This is a genomic window from Chromobacterium sp. FG22 (assembly GCF_057809415.1).
In genome coordinates this window covers 306,034-325,962 of the sequence record NZ_JBMDJX010000001.1, presented here as the reverse complement: position 1 = coordinate 325,962, position 19,929 = coordinate 306,034, and the positions used below count along the sequence as shown (strand labels likewise).

The window sequence follows — 19,929 nt, the reverse complement described above, 5'->3', positions numbered from 1 at the left end:
CTATCATTGACCGACCGGAAAATCAATTATAAGCTGACCCACATCAATGACAGTGCGCTGAAACTGTTGTTACCGTGCCCGGCTTGCCGCTGACATGGCGCAGGCCGGCCTCTCATCCCTCCGCCCGAGGAGAACGTCCATGTCTCACCCTCTGTTCCAGCAGCATCAAGCCACCTTGGACCAGGCCCTGCAGGCCTTGAGCGAGCGCCAGTACTGGTCCCCGCACCCGGAAATGCCCAGCCCCAGAACTTATGGCGAAACCGCCGCCGCGGACGGCCAGGCCGCGTTTGAGGCTTTATTGCAACAAGACTTCCAGCTGGACGGCCTGCCGGCCGGCCAGGGCTGGGTGGGCAGCGAACGCTCTCCCTATCGCGGCGCTTTGCGCATCCGCTATCCGCGCCATGACGCCGACGCCTTGCTGAACGCCTCCACCGCGGCGCTGCAATCGTGGCGGCAAGCCGGCCCGCAGGCCTGGGTGGGCGTTTGCCTGGAAATCATTCAGCGACTGAACCGCCGCAGCTTCGAGATCGCCCACGCGGTGATGCACACCACCGGCCAGGCCTTCATGATGGCCTTCCAGGCCGGCGGCCCGCATGCGCAGGACCGCGCCTTGGAGGCCGTGACCTACGCCTGGCGCGAGATGTCGGCCATTCCCGGACACTGCCGCTGGAGCAAGCCGCAGGGCAAACATGAACCGCTGGTGCTGGAGAAAAGCTGGAAGGTGATCCCGCGCGGCGTCGGCCTGGTGATAGGCTGCAGCACCTTTCCCACCTGGAACGGCTATCCGGGACTCTTCGCCAGCCTGGCCACCGGCAACAGCGTCATCGTCAAGCCGCATCCCGGCGCGGTGCTGCCGCTGGCCCTGACGGTGCGCATCGCCCGCGAAGTGCTGGCCGAGGCCGGTTTCGATCCCAATACCGTGCTGCTGGCGGCGAACCAGCACGGCGAGCCGCTGGCCAGCCTGTTGGCGCAGCGGCCGGAGGTGAAGCTGATCGACTTCACCGGCAGCAGCGCTCACGGCGAGTGGCTGGAGAGCCAGTGCCGCCACGCTCAGGTCTACACCGAAAAAGCCGGCGTCAACTGCGTGGTGCTGGACTCCACCGCCGATTTCCCCGGCCTGTGCCGCAACCTCGCGCTGTCGCTGGCGCTGTACAGCGGCCAGATGTGCACCGCGCCGCAGAATATTTTCATCCCGGCCGACGGCATCCACACGCCCGAAGGCAAGCTGTCCTATCAGCAAACGGTGGAAGGCCTGTGCGCGGCGCTGGAAGCGCTGTGCGCGGAACCGGCCAAGGCGGTGGAACTGCTGGGCGCGCTTCAGAACCCCGGCGTGGTCCAAAGGCTGGAGGCGGCGCGCGCGCTGGGCCGGCCGGCGCTGGACAGCCGGAGGCTGAGCCACCCGCAATACCCGGAAGCTGAGGTGCGCACCCCGCTGTTGCGCCAGTTGACGATGGAGGACCGCGCCGTTTACGAGCAGGAACACTTCGGGCCGATCAGCTTCCTGATTCAGACACCGGACAGCGCCGCCGCGCTGCGCCAGGCGGAAGACAGCATGCGCCGCCACGGCGCCCTGAGCTTCTCGGTCTACAGCACGGACCAGCAGGTGCAGGCGCTGGCCCGGCAGGTGGCGGAAAACGCCTGCGTGTCGCTGGCGCTCAATTTCACCGGCGCGGTAATGGTCAATCAGTCCGCCGCCTTCAGCGACTTCCACGGCAGCGGCGGCAATCCGGCGGCCAACGCCAGCTTGTCCGACAGCGCCTTCGTCGCCAACCGCTTCCGCGTGGCGCAAACCCGCAGCTTCGTCTGAGCCCCGGCCCCGGTCTCAGCCGGGGCGCCACCCGCCATCGTCAAAAGCGCGTTTACGATCCGGCAAGCCGGAGCGAGACAAGGCCTTGCCGCGGAAGAACAGGAATGTGCCGGCGATGCGCCGGCGTTCTTGCGCGGCGCTCGCCGGCTAACGCTCCACGCCGCGCAGCTGATCGTAAACCGCTGGTTAAGGAGCCGCGCCATGAGCCCGCAACAACAGCAAGCGATTCTGAATCATCCCGCCTTTCAACAACTGGCCCGCGGCAAAGCGCGGCTGGGCTGGAGCCTGACCGCCGTCATGCTGCTGCTCTATTACGGCTTCATCCTGGTGCTGGCCTTCGCGCCGCAGTGGCTGGCCCGGCCCATAGGTGCCGGCGTCACCACCGTGGGCATGCCGGTGGGCGTCGCCATCATCCTCGCCGCGTTTGCGCTGACCGGGATCTACGTGCGCCAGGCCAACAAGCGGCTGGACCCGCTGAACGAACAAGTGCTGAAGGAGTGCCGGCCATGAGAATCCCTGTCGCCATGCTGGCGCTGACGCTGGCCGGCCCCGCCTGGGCCCAGTCCGGCGCGCAACGGCCCTTGAACTGGAACGCCATCCTGATGTTCCTGCTGTTTGTGGCGCTGACCCTGTTCATCACCGCTTGGGCCGCCCGTCGCACCCATTCCGCCTCGGACTTCTATACCGCCGGCGGCGGCGTCACTCCCCTGCAAAACGGCCTGGCCATCGCCGGCGACATGATCTCCGCCGCCTCCTTCCTCGGCATCTCCGCGATGATGTTCAGCAAGGGCTACGACGGCCTGATCTATGCATTGGGGGTGTTGGCCGGCTGGCCCATCATCATGTTCCTGATCGCCGAGCGCTTGCGCAATCTGGGCCGCTTCACCTTCGCCGACGTGGTGTCCTACCGGCTGAGCCAGACCCCGGTGCGCATCACCGCCGCCTGCGGCACGCTGACGGTGGCGCTGCTCTATCTGGTGGCGCAGATGGTGGGCGCCGGCAAGCTGATCGAACTGCTGTTCGGCGCCAGCTACCTGAGCGCCGTGATCATCGTCGGCGCGCTGATGGTCTTGTACGTGATGTTCGGCGGCATGCTGGCCACCACCTGGGTGCAGATCGTCAAGGCGGTGCTGCTGCTGTCCGCCACCAGCTTCATGGCCTTCATGGTCTGGCGGCGCTTCGGCTATAGCAGCGAGGCTGTGTTCGCCGCCGCCGCCGAGCTCCGCGGCCAGGCCATCCTGGCGCCGGGCGGCCTGGTGTCCAATCCGGTGGACGCCGTCTCCCTGGGGCTGGGCATGATGTTCGGCACCGCCGGCCTGCCGCATGTGCTGATGCGCTTCTTCACCGTGGCCGACGCCCGCGCCGCGCGCCAATCCGTGTTCTACGCCACCGGCTTCATCGGCTATTTCTATCTGCTGCTGATCCTGGTGGGCTTTGGCGCCATCCTCATCGTCGGCGGCGACGCCGGCTTTCGCGACGCAGACGGCGGCATTGTCGGCGGCGCCAATATGGTGGCGGTGCACCTGGCCCAGGCGGTGGGCGGCAATCTGTTCCTCGGCCTGGTGTCGGCGGTGGCCTTCGCCACCATTCTCGCCGTGGTGGCCGGCCTGGCCCTGTCGGCCGCGTCGGCGGTGTCCCACGACCTGTACGCGGTGGCGCTGCGCAAAGGCAAGGTGAGCAGCGCCGAGGAAATGCGAGTGTCGCGGCTGGCCACGCTGGTCATCGGACTGCTGGCCATTCTGCTGGGCTTGTTGTTCGAGAAGCAGAACATCGCCTTCCTGTCCGGCCTGGTGCTGGCGATTGCCGCCTCGGTGAATTTCCCGGTGCTGTTCCTGGCGATGTTCTGGCCCCGGCTCACCACCCGCGGCGCGGTGGGCGGCAGCCTGGCCGGCCTGGCGTCCGCCATCGCGCTCTTGGCGCTGGGGCCCATGGTATGGGTGGATATCCTGGGCCATCCGCGGCCGATCTTCCCCTACGCCAACCCGGCGCTGTTTTCCATGAGCGCGGCCTTCGCCTGCGCCTGGTTGTTGTCGATCTGCGATCGTTCGTCCCAGGGCCAATTGGAACGCAGCCGCTTCCCGGCGCAATACATCCGCGCGCTGACCGGACTGGGAACCGGCGCCAAGCCCTGATGAGGTTCAGGCCAGCAGCGCCGCCATCGTCATGTTCTGGAACGCGGCCATGCCGCGGGTCAGCGTCTTATCGCGGTGCTGCACCTGGTACAAGGTGCGCGTCAGCACCGGCAGGCCGGCGTTCAGCTCCACCACCGCGCCGGTCTGCAACAGATCGGCCACCACCCGCCGCGACAGGCAGCTGACCCCCAGGCCGGCGGCCACCGCGTGCTTGATTGCTTCGGAATGGCCCAACTCCATGCTGACGTTGAGCATGGCCAGGTGCGGCAGCAATAGCCGATCCACCTCCTCGCGCGTGCCGGAGCCGGCTTCGCGCAGAATCCATTCCGCTTGCGCCAGGTCCTGGCGCGCCGCCTCGCCCCGCGCCAGCGGGTGATCCGCGGCGGCGAACACCACCAGCTCATCCTGTCTCCAGGGCTGGGCGACCAGATCCGGGTGATGGCAAGGCCCTTCGATGAAACCGAAGTCCACCCGCAAGGCCGCCACCGCGTCGACGATGTCGCGGGTATTGGCCACGTCCAGCTCCAAGCGCGCCAGCGGCCAGGCGGCGCGGAAGGCCGCCAGCTGCTGCGGCAGCAGATAGTTGGCCACCGTGCTGCTGGCGCCTATCTTCAAGGACATCGCCCCGGCGTTGAACAGACTCTGCATGTCCTGAGCCGCGTCCAGCATGGCCCGCGCCTTGGGCCACAGCAGCCGGCCATGCTCGTTCAGGCTCAGCCGTTTGCCGATGCGGTCGAACAAGCGCACGTCTAGGCCGGTTTCCAGCTTGTCCAGCGCCTGGCTGGCGGCGGACTGGGTCAGCGCCACCTGTTGAGCCGCCTGAGTGACGGTGCCGTATTCGGCCACCGCGACGAAGACCTCCAGCTCGCGCAGGGTCAGCTTCAAGGCCATACCCCCTCCTTATATTGATTTTGCTACTGACATATATCCATTTTATCCGTTTCTCTACTGAAAACGAGGGGCGTATCGTTAGCCTCATCCGCCATAGACCAAACAGGCATTTACTTATGACAAACCTTCGCCAAATCATGCCGGGCCTGGCGTTGGCCATCGCCCTCGCCGTCGCCGCGCTCTACGCCGCGGATTTGCCGGCGATGAAACATCTGGGCTTCTCCGCCCTCACCCTCGCCATCCTGGGCGGCATGCTGATAGGCAACACCGTCTACCGCTACTTCGCCGGCGCCAGCCACCATGGCATCCAGTTCTCCAAACAGAAGCTGCTGCGCCTGGGCATCATCCTGTTCGGCTTCAAGCTGACCTTCCAGGACATCGCCGCCGTCGGCTTCGCCGGCGTGCTGATCGACACCCTGGTGCTGTGCACCACCTTCCTGCTGGCCTTCCGCATCGGCCGCAAGTATTTGGGCATGGACGAGCAAAGCGTGATCCTGATCGGCGCCGGCAGCTCCATCTGCGGCGCGGCCGCGATCCTGGCCACCGAACCGGTGCTCAAGGCCCACGCGGAAAAAGTGGCGGTGGCTGTCGCCACCGTGGTGGTGTTCGGCACCGTGGCGATGTTCCTGTGGCCGATGCTGTATCAGTGGACCAGCCATCTGGGCATTTCCGAGTTCAGCTACGGCGTGTTCGCCGGCTCCACCATCCATGAAGTGGCGCAGGCGGTTGCCGCCGGCAAATCCGTCAGCGAGGCCGCGATGACCACAGCGGTGATCACCAAGATGATACGGGTGATGATGTTGGCGCCCTTCCTGATCGCCCTGTCCAGCTGGCTGGCCGCCAAGCCGCACGGCAGCCGTCAGCAGAAGGGCCGCATCGCCATCCCCTGGTTCGCCGTCGCCTTCCTGGGCGTGGCCGCCTTCAACTCCTTCAATCTGCTGCCGGCCGCATGGGTCAACGCCATCGTCTCCCTGGACAATCTGCTGCTGGCCGCCGCGATGGGCGCGTTGGGCATCACCACCCATTTCTCCGCCATCCGTCAGGCCGGCGCCAAACCGATGTTGCTGGCGTCCATCCTGTTTGGCTGGCTGATCGTCGGCGGCGGCCTGATCAACTTCGGCGTCAGCCATCTGCTGCACTAAACGCCGCTCCCGCAAAAACAAAACCGCCCGGTTTGCGCCGGGCGGTTTTTTTCACTGAGCGGCCATCATGGTTTAGAACAAGCCACGGAAAGGGTTCCACCCCTTATAGCCTTTGACCTTCTTTTGGTAATACAGATAATTCACCGACATGCCGGCCAGCGCGCTAAAGCCGAAACCAAGCCCGCGGGTGATCGACTCAGGCACATCCAGCAAGACGAGGACCAGGTTGATCAGCAGCGCCACGCCCAACAAGGACAGCATGTTCTTCCACAAGCCCAACACCAGGTAATAGATTGGCCAGAAGAAAAAAGCGATGAAATTCATCTGCACCTTAAGGCGGTCGCCAAACGACAAGGCTTTGAACGCCTCCTTGTAACTGGCGCTATTCGGCGCGCCGTGCTGATCGAAGAAGGCAAAGCGCATCTGCCATTTGTCGCTGTAAGCGGTGTAAGCGGAAGGTTCTGACATGGCTTTTCCATATGTGGTTAATAATGACATTATTTTGCGACATGCCAAAGGATAGGACAATGAAATCGCGGTCAGGACCAGTCCCAAGCCCAAACAAAACCGCCCGGCTTGCGCGCGGGCGGTGGCAGTGGTTTTACATCCTGGGTGGGCATGCAACCGACTCGCTCCCGCTCAACCGCCTGATGAATCCATTGTCACTCCCGATACTTGCTCACGCGACAAGCCCTTCATCAACATCAGCCGGCTTTGCACCAAGGCGGTGGCGAACTGTTTCTTGAAGTTGTCAGCCGGGCGCCAGTCCTTCCCGTCCTGAACAAAGCCAAACTCCCCTTCCAGCAACAAGCGGTCCTCCTTGCCGATCGCCACCATGAACGGGTCGCGATATTGCACCATCAGCTTGCAGCTCCAGACACCCCCCGCTCCTTGTGCGCAATCGTTCAAAGGCAGCACTTCGCCGAGGGCGGATTCCGGCTGACCAGCCGCTCCTTGCATACGGGCCAAAGCATCGGCGACGGATCCGCCCAGCTTGCTATAATCCAACACGCCTTTTTGCAGCGCCTGCCTCACGCCCTCCCGCCCCAAAGGCTTGCCCAGTTCCGGTAGTACGCCATCCGAATTCAACTGAGCGTAACGTGCGCGCAGCAAACTCTCGTCGCCCCCCATCACGAAGATATCTTCGCCCTTCCCCTTCACCTCGTAAGCGATGGGCGCGCGCTCTTCACCCGCCACCAGCACCGCCACGCAGCCACGGGTGCGCTCCGTCTTGATGTATCCCAGCTCCTTGACCTGTTCCAACTTGAGGTTCCGCAAATTGCCCGCTACCGGCGCGCTCGCGCTGGGTTTTCGCGACATCATGTGCGCCTGCGCCGACCACAAAGACTCATGTATGCTTTTCTTCACCACGGACGCTTCGCATCTCGGCACCAGCGGCGGTGTCAGAAAATACCAGCCGGCCGCGCCGAGCAAGGCCGCGCACCCCAAGCCCCAAGCCAGCTTCCCGCGCCATGTCGTCGCCTTTTGTTGCTGGAGCAGCGCCAATTCCAGCTCCAGATCCTGGTTGTATTCATCCACCGCCTGCCTGCGCACCGCATTGGACGTGAAACCTTCGTCCGCATCCGCCTTGGCTTCGATTTCAATCATTTGCTCAAAGCTCAGCACTTCCTCCTCTTCCAACCAGTCCAGGCCTCCGCCCAAGGTGGAGAAGGGCTCCGCGCCCTGCTCGCGCAGTTTGTCGCGCGCGGCTTCGTAAATCGCCTGGTCAATCACTCCGCCCGCCAGCAGACGGTCAAGAATCGGGCTTGCAAACGTGGAATCGCTCATATCGTCCATCAACGGCGCGCATTTCGCATACGCAGCCGGGCTAGTGGAAAGGGCGTTCAGCATAACCCACGCCTAAAACTCAAGCCAATTTGGATTTAAAATCCACAAAAAAATGCCAAAAAAATAGAAACACAATTTCCACGGAGCGCGCCCGCGCATGCAATGAAAAACGCCCGGCCAAGCCGGGCGCTATCAAGTATGACTAACCGTTAGAACTCAGCACGGACACTTCTTCATGCTCTTGCCGCCATAGCGTTCGTCCTGACAACGGCGGAAGAAAGCCTCGCGGCTCATCACCTCCGCCTTGGGATCGAAGCGGCGGCGGCTGGCGACGTAAGCGTCGTAATCCTTGACCCCCACCATCAGCCGGGCGGTTTTCGCCCATTGTTGCCATAGCTTGCCCATCACGCGCCCTCCTCCCGGAACATGGCCGGCACCTCCTTGGCGGTGGACCATTTCACCGCCAGGGACTTGCGCATCACGTTCAGCGCAAACGCCAGCATGGCGATCACCACCGCCATGAACAGCGCCGTCAAAGTGGCGTCCACATAGTCATTGAAGATGATCTGATGCATTTGCGCCATATTCTTGGCCGGCGCCAGCACCTCGCCCTTGGCCGCGGCGGCGGAGAATTTGTCCGCGTGGGCCAGGAAGCTGATCTTGGGACTGGCGTGGAACAGCTTCTGCCAGCCGGCGGTCAGCGTCACCACCAACAGCCACAAGGTGGGCACGGCGGTGACCCAGATGTAGCGGGTTTTCTGCATTTTGATCAGCACCGCGGTGGCCAGAATCAGCGCGATGCCGGCCAGCATCTGGTTGGCGATGCCGAACAGCGGCCACAAGGTGTTGATGCCGCCCAACGGATCCACCACGCCCTGGTAGAGGAAGTAGCCCCAGCCGGTCACCGCCAGGCCGGTGGCGATCAGGTTGGCCGCCCAGGATTCCGTGTTGGCCATAGGCTTGACCACCAGGCCCAGCAGATCCTGGATCATGAAGCGCAGCACACGGGTGCCGGCGTCGATGGTGGTCAGGATGAACAGGGCTTCGAACAGAATGGCGAAGTGATACCAGAAGGCCATCATCGCCGGCCCGCCTATCACATTGGACAGAATGTGCGCCATGCCCACCGCCAAGGTCGGCGCGCCGCCGGCGCGGGACAGGATGGTGCTCTCGCCCACGTCCTTGGCCATCTGGGTCAACATGTCCGGCGTGATGAGGAAGCCCCAGCTGGAAATCACCTGGGCGGCTTCCTCCGCGGTCTTGCCTATCACTGCCGCCGGGCTGTTCATCGCGAAGTACACGCCCGGATCCAGCACGCAGGCGGCGATCAACGCCATGATGGCGACGAAGCTTTCCATCAGCATGGAGCCGTAGCCTATCATGCGGGCGTGGGTTTCGTTCTCCAGCATCTTGGGCGTGGTGCCCGAAGCCACCAGCGCGTGGAAACCGGACACCGCGCCGCAGGCGATGGTGATGAACAGGAAGGGGAACAGATTGCCGGCGAACACCGGGCCGCTGCCGTCGATGAATTTGGTCACCGCAGGCATGTGCATATTGGGCGCCACGATCATGATGCCGATGGCCAGGCCGACAATGGTGCCGATTTTCAGGAAGGTGGACAGGTAGTCCCTCGGCGCCAGCAACAGCCATACCGGCAGCACCGAGGCGACGAAGCCGTAGCCGATCAGCGTCCAGGCCAGCGTGGTGCCGCTCAGGGTGAACAAGGGCGCCAGGGTTTCGTTCTTGGCGATGTCGCCGCCGTAAACAATGGCCAGCATCAGCAGGATGAAGCCGATGACGGAGATCTCGCCGATCTTGCCCGGCCGGATGTAGCGGGTGTAAACGCCCATGAACAGCGCGATCGGTATCGTGGCGGCAATGGTGAAGGTGCCCCACGGGCTGCCGGTCAGCGCCTTGACCACCACCAGCGCCAGCACCGCCAGCAGGATGACCATGATCATCAGGATGCCGATGGAGGCGATGACGCCGGGGATGGCGCCCAGTTCGGTGCGGATGATCTCGCCCAGCGATTTGCCGTCGCGGCGCACCGACAGGAACAGGATCAGGAAATCCTGCACCGCGCCGGCCAGCATCACGCCGACCAGAATCCACAGCGTGCCCGGCAGATAACCCATCTGCGCGGCCAGCACCGGTCCCACCAGCGGCCCGGCGCCGGCGATGGCGGCGAAGTGGTGGCCGAACAACACCCATTTATTGGTGGGCACGTAGTCCAGGCCGTCATTGTATTTTTCCGCCGGGGTCAGCCGGCGAGCGTCCAGTTCCAGCACTTTGTGGGCGATGAAGCGGCCGTAAAAGCGATAGGCGATGGAGTAGACAGACACCGCCGCCACGATCAGCCAGACCGCGTTGACCGGCTCGCCGCGATTGAGGGCCACCACGGCGAAGGCCGCCGCGCCCGCCAGGGCGACGGCCAGCCACACGGCCCATTCTCTTATCTGTTGCATATGGCAAGTTCCTATTCTCTTTATCCCGTTTTAATTCATCGGTCCCTGGCGGCAACGGCGGCCACGGCCGGCTTTTTGTGCCTGACCGATTCTGGATTGATAGCGCCGGAAAATCAAGCAAGCCAAATCATTTGCAAAAACTATCGATAGTTTATGACGAATAGCAGTCACGATAATGCTAAAGTCGCCGGCAAACCTCGCGTGCTAATATTTTGATTTGAACCACCGAAATCCCGTCGACGGACATGAACAGCGATACCCCCCATATTCTCATCGTCGAAGACGACGTGAGACTAGCCGAATTGATAGGCGCTTATCTGAGCAAGCACGGCTATCGCATCTCCCAGCACGGCCGCGGCGACACCGCGCCGGCCATCATCCTGGAAGAAAAGCCGGACCTGGTGATCCTGGACATCATGCTGCCGGGCAAGGAAGGCTTCGACGTCTGCCGTGAAATCCGCCCGCGCTATAACGGCCGGGTGCTGATCATGACGGCGCGCGACGAGGACGTGGACGAAATCCTGGGGCTGGAACTGGGCGCCGACGACTACCTGGCCAAGCCGGTGGAGCCGCGCCGCTTGCTGGCGCGGGTGCGCGCGCTGCTGCGCCGCGGCGGGCCGGGGGCGCAGGCCGACGGAGAGGCCGGCGACGAAGACAGCTTCACCTTTGGCCAGTTCTGCATCAGCCAGGCCACGCGCGAAGCCACGCTGAACGGGGAGCTGATCGATCTGACCACCGCCGAATTCGACCTGCTGTGGCTGTTGTCCTCCCACGCCGGCCAGGTGCTGTCCCGCGACGACATCATGAGCGAGCTGCGCGGCATCGGCTTCGACGGCTTGGACCGCTCCATCGACGCGCGCATTTCGCGGCTGCGCCGCAAGCTGGGCGATAATCCCGACGCGCCGGCCCGAATCAAGACCGTGCGCGGCAAAGGCTATCTGTTCTCGCGCAGCGACTGGGAATAAGGCATGAGCACTCGTCGTTTGCGCGGCTGGCTCAAGCCGTCGCTGGGCACCCTGTTCGCCCGTTATTTCTTCGCCACCATGCTGGTGGAGCTGATCATCATCATCGGCTTCGGCTTCCTGGTCTCCAAGCTGTACGAGAACAGCGACCGCAACGGCAAGCTGCAATTCATGAACGGCACCGTGAGCCTGATCCGCGAGCAGCTGGCTCAGACGCCGCATCGGGACTGGGACCGCAAGCTCGCCGACATCGCCCGCGCCTTCAGCTATCCGGTCAAACTGATCGCCCATCCTCCCGACGATTTCGAGCCGGAAGGCCACGCCGCGCTGCAAGGCGGCCGCCCCTATCTGGATTTCGACAACCAGTTGCTCTACATGCCGCTGCCCCATGATCCGCGTCTCTTGCTGCTGGGCCCGCTGGAAGCCCCGGCCAGCAACAGCAGCTGGATCAGCGAAGACATAGAAATCCTGCTGTTGTGGATTCTGCTGACCGGCACCACGCTGGGTACGCTGATCTACTTCAGCCTGCGCCCGCTGTGGAAGGACTTGCTGGAAGTGCGCCGCAAGGCGGAGGTGTTCGCCGACGGCGACTTCAGCGCCCGCGCCCAACCGTCCAAAAGCCGGCTGCTGGCCCCCCTGTCCCTGGCCTTCAACAGCATGGCCGCGCGGCTGGAGCGGCAGATGGAAACCCGCCAGGCCCTGTCCCACGCCATCGCCCATGAGATCCGCACCCCGATCGCACGGCTGCGCTTCGGTCTGACCATGCTGGAGGAAGAAGAGGACGAACAGGAATGGCGGCGCTACCGCGAAGGCATGGAGCGCGATATGCAGGAGCTGGAGGAGCTGTTCAACACCAGCATGGAGTTCGCCAAGCTCAACCGCAACGAAGTGCCGCTGCACTGGGAAACCGTGGACCTCTACGACTGGTTCGACGATCTGGTCGACCTGGTGACGCCGCTGAAACCACCGGGCCTCGCGCTGGAGCTGGACTGCGCGCTGGGCAACGGCGCGTTCGACCGCAAGCTGATGTATGTGGCCAGCCGCAACCTGCTGCTCAACGCCTTCAAATACGCCAACGCTCAGGTCCGGCTGACCGTGTGTCACAACGCTTCCGGCCAGCTGCTGATTCATGTCGACGACGACGGCTGCGGCATTCCCGAGGCTGAACGCGACAAGGTGTTCGAACCCTTCCTGCGGCTGGACCGCAGCCGCGACCGCGCCACCGGCGGCTATGGCCTGGGGTTGTCCTTCGTCAAGCTGATCACCGAACACCACGGCGGCCAGGCCAGCGTGAGCGCCAGCGAACTGGGCGGCGCGCGCTTTACTCTGCGCATCATGCAACCACAGCAATAAGACCCGCTAAGCCAACCCCTGATCCTGCGCTGCGCGGTTTAGTTAGCGGCTCTATGAGCGGCTCAGCGCCCGCTTGCGATCCGCGGGACCTCACGCGGCGAACACGGCTTCAGAACGCGCATCGACCGCTTCTCCGCTTCTTCCTTGTCCCGCTCTTGCCCGCGAGACTTTGAAGGGACAGCCAAGAACGCCGGCGCCGGCGAAAAGTAAAGCCGCAGTTTGTTAAGCAATCTGAATGGGGTCACGCGCCGTCACAAAGCGGGGACAGGAAGCCAACAGACCCCAAGCCGCCGCGTCGGGATAATGCCAGCATCTCAACTTGGATTCGGGTATTTCCCATGGTTTCTTCACGACCGGCCGCCCTGCTGGTACACGGTCTGGGCGGCAGCGCATACGACCTTGGCGCGCTTGGACGCACGCTGGAGGAGGCGGACATCGTCACGCACACCCCGCTGTTGCCGGGACATGGCGGCGAGCCGGAAGATCTGCTGTCCGTCCGCTGGCAGGACTGGGTGGAAACCATACGCAAGGAATACCTGGAACTGAAGACGCGCCACAAGGTGGTGCATCTGGCCGGCGTTTGCCTGGGCGGCCTGGTGGCGCTGGAAGTGGCGCGGCTGGAAAACCATCAGGACGGCCTCGCCTTGTACGCGCCGCCGCTGTTCCTGGACGGCTGGAGCCTGCCCAAGCTGACCTGGGCGCGCCACATCGTCTACCGCATTCCCGGCCTGGCCAAGAAGATGCGCGTGCCGGAAGTCGAACCCTTCGGCATCAAGAACGCCCGCATCCGCAAGGCCATCCAGCAGCGCTTCGAACGCGGCGAACGCTTCCACTACGCCTACATCCCGCTGGCCTGCATCCGCCAAGTGGATGGGCTGCGCCGCCAGCTGATGTCGCGGCTGGAAGAGATCACCTGCCCGACGCTGATCGTGCATGCCGACGAGGACGACATCACCAGCCCGCGCTCGGCCCGCTATCTGCAGCGCTATCTGGGCGGCAAGGTCGACTTCATGCCCTTGTCCAATAGCTACCACATGGTGATGGTGGACAATGAACGCGGCGAGGTGCTCAAGCGCAGCCTGAAGTTTTTCAACCAGCGCGCCCAAGCCCGGGCCGCCGCCGCTGAACACGCCGACTGGGCCGTCTTCGCCGCCGCCTGAGCGCCGCGTCGCCGCCATCAGGGCAAGCCTCAGGCTTGCCTTTTTTCTTGCCTGCGCCAGCCGCGCCCGCCCCTTCTTCAACTAAAGTTGCAAGCAATCACAACTAAACATTGAATTTAACAGCTGCGCAAACTTCCCGGCCGCCCCGTCATCAACCGTCATCAAGCCAGAACACAGCGACAATGGAAGACGAGGACCGGCTGAAGCAAACTGTTTGCACGAGCCGGATCGGCCCCCCGCCGGTCTTGCAACGGTTCCGTTCTCTTTTCCCTTTGTGTGACTTTGCGTGCCCGCCGGCTCCGGTGGGCATCTTTTCTTTGCCCTGCCCGTCCCGCTTTGTTACAGATCGTTACACAAGCCCTCCATCGATAACACAAAGAGCGTTTACAAGCTCAACAGACTGACTTGGTTCCTGTTCGCACAATATCGCAGTTATCAACAAAGCAAACAGTCGCAAAAATGAAAAAACTGATTACCGCTTCCGTGCTGAGCCTGGCAGCTCTGACCGCACACGCCGCCGACCCGGGCTTCTACGTCTTCGGCAACACCGGTTACAACTTCTCCAAGCCGGAGTCCGGCAACCGCAACATCGTCCTGAAAGACGCCAAGGCCGCCGGCACGGTATGGGAACTGGGCGCCGGTTACCGCTTCAACCAATACCTGGCCACCGAGCTGTCCTACGCTGACTTCGGCAAATCCACGGCCAACGGCTCCTTCAGCGGCCGCACCGGCAACGGCTCCGTCGCCACCAAGGCCGAGCGCATCGCCGTGCTGGGCATCCTGCCGGTGACCCAGGATTTGGAAGTTTTCGGCAAGGCCAGCCTGAACAACGTGCACACCAAGCTCAAGATCGACCGAGTTGCCAACAAAACTTTCAACGACACCCGCTTGGGTCTTGGTTTCGGCGCGCAGTATCAGCTGCACAAAAACCTGTCCTTGCGTGGCGAATACGAATACATCGCCGGCACTGACTTCCAGATGGCGGGCCAAAGCGTGGTCAAGACGTCCGGCACCAGCGTGCTGAAGGCCGGCATCAGCTACCACTTCTAATCTCAGCCTTGCCACGCCCTTCCATCGCCAGCCGCGGCCCCTGTGTCCGCGGCTGGTTTTGCGTTTCAGGCCGCCGGCACCGCCATGCCGCGCCGCACCGCCGGCCGCTCGCCGACGCGTTGGAACCAATCGCTTACCCGCGGAAACGCCGCCAGATCCACCTGATGCCAATCATGGCGCGCCGCCCACGGATAGAGCGCGATATCGGCGACGCCGTACTCGCCGGCGACGTAATCCCGCCCGGCCAACTGCCGGTCCAGCACGCCGTACAGACGCAAGGCCTCGTCGTGGTAGCGCTTCTGCGCATAGGGAAGGCTTTCCGGCGCATAGCGCAGGAAATGGTGGGCCTGCCCCAACATCGGTCCGAAGCCGCCCATCTGGAACATCAGCCATTGCAGCGCCTCGTAGCGCGCCGCGCCCGCCGCCGGCAGCAGGCGGCCGTGCTTTTCCGCCAGGTATTGCAAAATGGCGCCGGACTCGAACATCGCCAGCGGCCGACCATCCGGCCCCTCGCTGTCGACGATGGCCGGAATCTTGTTGTTGGGACTGATGGCCAGAAAGGACTCGGCGAACTGCTCGCCCTTGCCGATATCCACGGTGTGCACGGCGTATGGCAGCTCCAGTTCTTCCAGCATGATGGAAATCTTGCGCCCATTGGGCGTGCCCCAGGTATACAGATCAATCACGATGCGCGTCTCCCATGTTCAAAGCCCGGGCGGCGCGCCTGCGCGCGCCGCCCCGTCTGCTACAATGCAGCCCATTTCAAGCCTTCAGGATACTGCGATGAGCCAGCCGCGCGTCAATGATGTCAAAGCCTTTCTCTTGGACCTGCAAGACCGCATTTGCGCGGCGCTGGAGCAGGCCGACGGCGGCGCTCAATTCGTCGAGGACGCCTGGCAGCGTCCGGGCGGCGGCGGCGGACGCAGCCGGGTCCTGACCAAGGGCACGCTGTTCGAGCAGGCCGGCGTCAATTTCTCCCATGTCCACGGCGACGCGCTGCCCGCCTCCGCCACCGCCCACCGGCCGGAGCTGGCCGGCCGCGGCTTCCAGGCCATGGGCGTGTCGCTGGTGATCCATCCGGAAAACCCGCACATTCCCACCAGCCACGCCAATGTCCGCTTCTTCATCGCGGAAAAAGAAGGGGAAACGCCGGTATGGTGGTTCGGCGGCGGTTTCGACCTGACCCCGTTCTACCCGGTGGAGGCCGACGTGGTGCACTGGCACCGCGTGGCCCGCGATGTGTGCCGGCCCTTCGGCGAACAGGTGTATCCGGACTACAAGCGCTGGTGCGACGAGTATTTCTTCCTGAAGCACCGCCAAGAGGCGCGCGGCGTCGGCGGCCTGTTCTTCGACGATCTGAACGCCTGGGGCTTCGACTCCTGTTTCCGCTTCATGCAGGCGGTGGGCAAGGGCTTCACCGACGCCTACCTGCCCATCGTCGAGCGCCGCAAAGGCGATAGCTGGGGCCATCGCGAACGTCAGTTCCAGCTTTATCGCCGCGGCCGCTATGTTGAATTCAATCTGGTTTGGGACCGCGGCACCCTGTTCGGTCTGCAGTCCGGGGGACGCACCGAATCCATCCTGATGTCGATGCCGCCGCTGGCGCGCTGGGAGTACGATTATCAGCCGGAGCCGGGCAGCCCGGAAGCGGCGCTGACCGAGCGCTTTCTGGCCCCGCGCGACTGGCTGGCCTAAGCGCCGCGGCCAAGCCGGATGCCGCCGCTTTCTCCAGCCCGCACATGAGTTTAGCCAATCACAAGGACGGCGAAATCGGGTATCCTTGCGCAGCTGTCCATAATAATCCAATGACTATCCGTTCCGCATGAATCAACCCCATTTTTCGGCCGGGCTCTCCGGCCCCGCCGCCCGTCCCTGGCTGGAGCCGGCGCTGTGGCTGCTGTTCGCCGTCGTCTGGTTCGGCTCCCTCGGCTACCGCGGGCTGATTCACGCCGACGAGGGCCGCTACGCCACGCTGTCGCTGTTCATGTTGCACAGCGGCGACTGGATCACGCCGCGGCTGAACGGCCTGCTGTATTTCGAAAAGCCGGCGCTGCAATATTGGATGGGCGCGCTGAGTTTCGCCGCCTTCGGCGTCAACGAGTTCGCCGCCCGCTTCTGGCCCGGTCTGACCGGCTTTCTGACGGTGGCGATGTGCGGCTTCACCGCGCGCCGGCTGTGGGGCGTCGACGCCGGCCGCTACGCGGCGCTGGCCGCCGGCAGCTGCGCCTGGATCGTGGCCAACAGTCATTTCCTGTCTCTGGACATGGGCGTCAGCTTTTTCCTGACCGTGGCGCTGTGCGGCTTCCTGCTGGCCCAGCGCGACGACGCCGGCCCGCGCGAAACGCGCCACTGGATGTGGCTGACCTGGGCGGCGATGGCCGCCGCCACGCTGAGCAAGGGGCTGATCGGCCTGCTGATACCCGGCGCCACCCTGGTGCTGTACAGCCTGCTCAACTGGCAATGGGGCTTCTGGAAACGCATGCACTGGCTGAGCGGCCTGGCGCTGTTCCTGCTGCTGACCGCGCCGTGGTTCATCCTGGTGTCGCAGCGCAACCCCGACTTCGCCCATTTCTTCTTCATCCGCGAGCACCTGGAGCGCTTTCTCACCACCGAGCACAAGCGCACCGGCGCGCCGTGGTATTTCGTGCCCTATCTGCTGCTGGGCCTGCTGCCCTGGACCAGCCTGCTGCCGGCGCTGTGCCGCGACGGCTGGCGCGAGCCGGGCGCGCGGCTGCGCGCCGGCCGCCTGCTGCTGATCTGGTCGGTCTTCATCTTCGCCTTCTTCAGCAAGTCCAGTTCCAAGCTGCCGTCCTACATCCTGCCGCTGTTCCCGGCGCTGGCGCTGCTGCTGGCGCCCACGCTGCTGCGCATGCCGGCCGCCGCGCTGAAGAAGCACCTGCTGCCGGCGCTGCTGCTGTGGCTGGCCGCGCTTGGTCTTTACCCCTTCGTCGACCGCTTCGCCTCGGTGGACACCCCGCTGGAGGTGCTGCATGGCTTCGCTCATTTCGTCGCCATCGCCGCGCTGCTGTTCCTGGCCTGCGCCGTCGTCGCCTGGCGTTTGCTGGGCCGCGAGCGCAAACTGGCCGCGCTGTGCTGGCTGGCCTTCGGCAGCCTGCTCGCCGTCAGCGTCGCCGCCGCCGGCCACGACAGCTACGGCCGGCTGAAGGGCAGCAAGGAAATCGTGCGCCAGATTCAGCCCTATCTGGGGCAGGACACCCCGGTGTTCTCGGTGCGCTATTACGATCAGACCTTCCCCTTCTACCTGGGCCGCCCGGTCACCCTGGTGCAGTTCGTCGACGAGTTCGAGTTTGGCGAAGGTCAGGAGCCGCAGCGCTGGATGCCGCGGCTGGAACAATTCGTCGCCGCCTGGAAGGCCGCGCCGCGCGCGCTGGCGATGACCGACCCCGCCACCTATCAGGAACTGCAAGCCCAGGGCCTGCCGATGCGGGTGGTCTACCAAGATCCGCGCCGCCTCGTCGTGGCCAAGCCGTGAAACCGCCAACCTTTGGACCCCTTCTAATATGAAGTTGATCGAATTCGGCCTGATTCTGCTCGGCGTGCTGCTCAACGCCGCCGCCCAGCTATGCTTGAAGGCCGGCGTGCGCCAAATCGGCCACTTTGACTTTTCCGCCGCCAACGTGTTGCCGATAGGCTGGTCGCTGGCCACCAATCTGCCCATCGTCGGCGGCCTGTCCTGCTACGTGGTCAGCGTGGTGGTCTGGATCATGGCGCTGTCGCGGGTGGAGGTCAGCATCGCTTATCCCATGCTGTCCATCGGCTACGTGGTCAACGCGCTGCTGGCCTATTGGCTGTTCGGCGAGGCCTTGAGCGCGCAGAAACTGATCGGCATCGGCGTCATCATCATCGGCGTGGTGCTGGTGGCACGTAGTTAAGGCTTATTTTTGCCACGGAAACACACGGAATGACACGGAAAATAAAACGCCCGCTCAGCAGCCGACAAGATTCAATGGCGCAAAACGAATTTGAATGACTGTTTTTGTCCGTGCATCTCCGTGTGCTTCCGTGGCTAATTTTCAGGGTTTGAATATGGATTTTCTACCGTTTACCCGCCCGGACATCGACGAAGCCACCATCGCCGCCGTCGGCGAGGTGCTGCGCTCCGGCTGGATCACCACCGGTCCCAAGTCCCGCCAACTGGAAGCCGAGTTGTCCGCCCATGTCGGCGGCCGCCCGGTGCGGGTGGTGGCCTCCGCCACCGCCGCGCTGGAAATGGCCTTGCAGGTGGCCGGCGTCGGCCCCGGCGACGAGGTGATCACCTGCCCGCTGAGCTGGGTGGCCACCGCCAACGTCATTCTAAAGGTGGGCGCCAAGCCGGTGTTCGTCGACGCCGACCGCGCCAGCCGCAATATCGATCTGAACCTGGTGGAAGCAGCGATCACGCCGCGCACCCGCGCCATCATCCCGGTGGACCTGGCCGGCCTGCCGGTGGACCGCGACCGCCTGTACGATATCGCCAAGCGCCACCGTCTGCGCGTGGTGGAGGACGCCGCCCAGTCCATGGGCGCCAACTGGCGCGGCCGCCGCATAGGCAGCGACGGCGATCTGGTGTCCTTCAGCTTCCACGCCAACAAGAACATGACCAGTGGCGAAGGCGGCTGCCTGGTGCTGAACGACGAGAACGAGGCGCGCCTGTTCGAGAAGCTGCGGCTGCAGGGCGTGACCCGCCACGCCGACGGCGGCATGGACGTGGACGTGCTGGGCGGCAAGTCCAATATGACCGACATCGCCGCCGCCATCGGCCTGGGCCAACTGCCGCGGCTGGAAGGCTTCAACGCCCGCCGCCGCGAACTGGCCGCGCTGTATTTCCGCCATTTCGACCGCGAGCTGGGCTGCGAGCTGCCGCTGGAGGACATGGCCCAGAGCAACTGGCATATGTTCCAGCCGCTGCTGCCGCTGGATCGGATGAGCATGGACCGCGGCGAATTCATCGCCCGGATGAAAGACCTGGGCATAGGCGTGGGCGTGCACTACCCCGCCATGCATTTGTTCACCCTGTTCCGCGAGATGGGCTTCCAGCCGGGCGACTTCCCGGTGGCGGAAGACATCGGCCGCCGCACCGTCACCCTGCCGCTGTTCCCGGCCATGGCCGACGAGGACGTGGAACGCGTGTGCGCCGCCGTGAGCGGCGTGCTGAAGCCCGTGCTGAGCGTATAAAACA

18 protein-coding genes are annotated in these 19,929 nt (G+C 64.1%); 12 read left to right on the top strand and 6 right to left on the bottom strand.

Features of this window, described 5'->3' with window-relative positions:
- Nucleotides 1-139: 139 nt before the first annotated feature.
- The 3 genes from paaN (at nucleotide 140) to ACODSD_RS01520 (ending at nucleotide 3,939) form a co-directional block, all read left to right on the top strand.
- Nucleotides 140-1,807 (top strand): phenylacetic acid degradation protein PaaN, encoded by a 1,668-nt coding sequence (gene paaN / locus ACODSD_RS01530; RefSeq protein ID WP_488876633.1) that lies wholly within the window; start codon nucleotides 140-142, stop codon nucleotides 1,805-1,807.
- Nucleotides 1,808-2,008: 201 nt separating this feature from the next.
- The gene (locus ACODSD_RS01525) at nucleotides 2,009-2,317 is read left to right on the top strand and encodes a DUF485 domain-containing protein (protein WP_227105329.1); all 309 of its coding nucleotides are present in this window, start codon (nucleotides 2,009-2,011) and stop codon (nucleotides 2,315-2,317) included.
- Nucleotides 2,314-3,939, top strand: a complete 1,626-nt coding sequence (locus tag ACODSD_RS01520) for a cation/acetate symporter (RefSeq protein ID WP_488876632.1) — start codon at nucleotides 2,314-2,316, stop codon at nucleotides 3,937-3,939. The genes ACODSD_RS01525 and ACODSD_RS01520 overlap by 4 nt, the downstream gene beginning before the upstream one ends.
- 6 nt (nucleotides 3,940-3,945) lie before the next feature.
- Here the strand turns inward: ACODSD_RS01520 and ACODSD_RS01515 are convergent, their stop codons facing one another.
- Nucleotides 3,946-4,830, bottom strand: coding sequence for a LysR family transcriptional regulator (locus ACODSD_RS01515; RefSeq protein WP_107800780.1), 885 nt, complete (start codon nucleotides 4,828-4,830; stop codon nucleotides 3,946-3,948).
- A 116-nt stretch (nucleotides 4,831-4,946) separates the two neighbouring features.
- Between ACODSD_RS01515 and ACODSD_RS01510 the strand changes: the two genes are divergently transcribed.
- Nucleotides 4,947-5,972 (top strand): YeiH family putative sulfate export transporter, encoded by a 1,026-nt coding sequence (locus tag ACODSD_RS01510; RefSeq protein WP_107800781.1) that lies wholly within the window; start codon nucleotides 4,947-4,949, stop codon nucleotides 5,970-5,972.
- Between the two features lie 72 nt (nucleotides 5,973-6,044).
- Here ACODSD_RS01510 and ACODSD_RS01505 read toward each other — a convergent pair whose 3' ends face one another.
- From ACODSD_RS01505 to ACODSD_RS01490, 4 genes are all read right to left on the bottom strand, one after another.
- Nucleotides 6,045-6,440 (bottom strand): DUF2628 domain-containing protein, encoded by a 396-nt coding sequence (locus ACODSD_RS01505; RefSeq protein WP_227105333.1) that lies wholly within the window; start codon nucleotides 6,438-6,440, stop codon nucleotides 6,045-6,047.
- 171 nt (nucleotides 6,441-6,611) lie between these two features.
- The gene (locus ACODSD_RS01500) at nucleotides 6,612-7,823 is read right to left on the bottom strand and encodes a hypothetical protein (protein ID WP_253314169.1); all 1,212 of its coding nucleotides are present in this window, start codon (nucleotides 7,821-7,823) and stop codon (nucleotides 6,612-6,614) included.
- A gap of 153 nt (nucleotides 7,824-7,976) precedes the next feature.
- Nucleotides 7,977-8,165: a YbdD/YjiX family protein gene (locus ACODSD_RS01495; RefSeq protein WP_107800784.1), complete on the bottom strand. Its 189-nt coding sequence runs from the start codon at nucleotides 8,163-8,165 to the stop codon at nucleotides 7,977-7,979.
- Nucleotides 8,165-10,225 carry a carbon starvation CstA family protein gene (locus ACODSD_RS01490; RefSeq protein ID WP_107800785.1) on the bottom strand — a complete coding sequence of 687 codons (2,061 nt, stop codon included), beginning with the start codon at nucleotides 10,223-10,225 and terminating at the stop codon, nucleotides 8,165-8,167. Before ACODSD_RS01490 ends, ACODSD_RS01495 begins: the two co-directional genes overlap by 1 nt.
- A gap of 245 nt (nucleotides 10,226-10,470) precedes the next feature.
- Here ACODSD_RS01490 and ACODSD_RS01485 point away from each other — a divergent pair, with 245 nt between their 5' ends.
- From ACODSD_RS01485 to ACODSD_RS01470, 4 genes are all read left to right on the top strand, one after another.
- Nucleotides 10,471-11,190 (top strand): response regulator, encoded by a 720-nt coding sequence (locus ACODSD_RS01485; protein ID WP_081549203.1) that lies wholly within the window; start codon nucleotides 10,471-10,473, stop codon nucleotides 11,188-11,190.
- A 3-nt stretch (nucleotides 11,191-11,193) separates the two neighbouring features.
- A complete protein-coding gene (locus tag ACODSD_RS01480) occupies nucleotides 11,194-12,540 on the top strand; it encodes an ATP-binding protein (protein ID WP_253314167.1) in 1,347 nt (448 codons plus the stop codon).
- A gap of 338 nt (nucleotides 12,541-12,878) precedes the next feature.
- Nucleotides 12,879-13,700, top strand: a complete 822-nt coding sequence (locus ACODSD_RS01475) for an alpha/beta hydrolase (RefSeq protein ID WP_107800787.1) — start codon at nucleotides 12,879-12,881, stop codon at nucleotides 13,698-13,700.
- A gap of 459 nt (nucleotides 13,701-14,159) precedes the next feature.
- The gene (locus ACODSD_RS01470) at nucleotides 14,160-14,750 is read left to right on the top strand and encodes a porin family protein (RefSeq protein WP_227105341.1); all 591 of its coding nucleotides are present in this window, start codon (nucleotides 14,160-14,162) and stop codon (nucleotides 14,748-14,750) included.
- A 65-nt stretch (nucleotides 14,751-14,815) separates the two neighbouring features.
- On the opposite strand, the gene ACODSD_RS01465 is transcribed toward ACODSD_RS01470, so the two are convergent.
- Entirely contained in the window at nucleotides 14,816-15,436 is a 621-nt protein-coding gene (locus tag ACODSD_RS01465) for a glutathione S-transferase family protein (RefSeq protein WP_253314166.1), read from the bottom strand.
- A 97-nt stretch (nucleotides 15,437-15,533) separates the two neighbouring features.
- On the opposite strand from ACODSD_RS01465, the gene hemF reads away from it, so the two are divergent.
- From hemF to ACODSD_RS01445, 4 genes are all read left to right on the top strand, one after another.
- Nucleotides 15,534-16,445, top strand: a complete 912-nt coding sequence (hemF, locus tag ACODSD_RS01460) for an oxygen-dependent coproporphyrinogen oxidase (protein ID WP_253314165.1) — start codon at nucleotides 15,534-15,536, stop codon at nucleotides 16,443-16,445.
- A gap of 127 nt (nucleotides 16,446-16,572) precedes the next feature.
- Nucleotides 16,573-18,243 (top strand): glycosyltransferase family 39 protein, encoded by a 1,671-nt coding sequence (locus tag ACODSD_RS01455; RefSeq protein ID WP_253314164.1) that lies wholly within the window; start codon nucleotides 16,573-16,575, stop codon nucleotides 18,241-18,243.
- A 28-nt stretch (nucleotides 18,244-18,271) separates the two neighbouring features.
- Nucleotides 18,272-18,643, top strand: a complete 372-nt coding sequence (locus ACODSD_RS01450; protein WP_107800792.1) for an SMR family transporter — start codon at nucleotides 18,272-18,274, stop codon at nucleotides 18,641-18,643.
- A gap of 154 nt (nucleotides 18,644-18,797) precedes the next feature.
- Nucleotides 18,798-19,925 (top strand): DegT/DnrJ/EryC1/StrS family aminotransferase, encoded by a 1,128-nt coding sequence (locus tag ACODSD_RS01445; protein WP_107800793.1) that lies wholly within the window; start codon nucleotides 18,798-18,800, stop codon nucleotides 19,923-19,925.
- Nucleotides 19,926-19,929 lie beyond the last annotated feature (4 nt).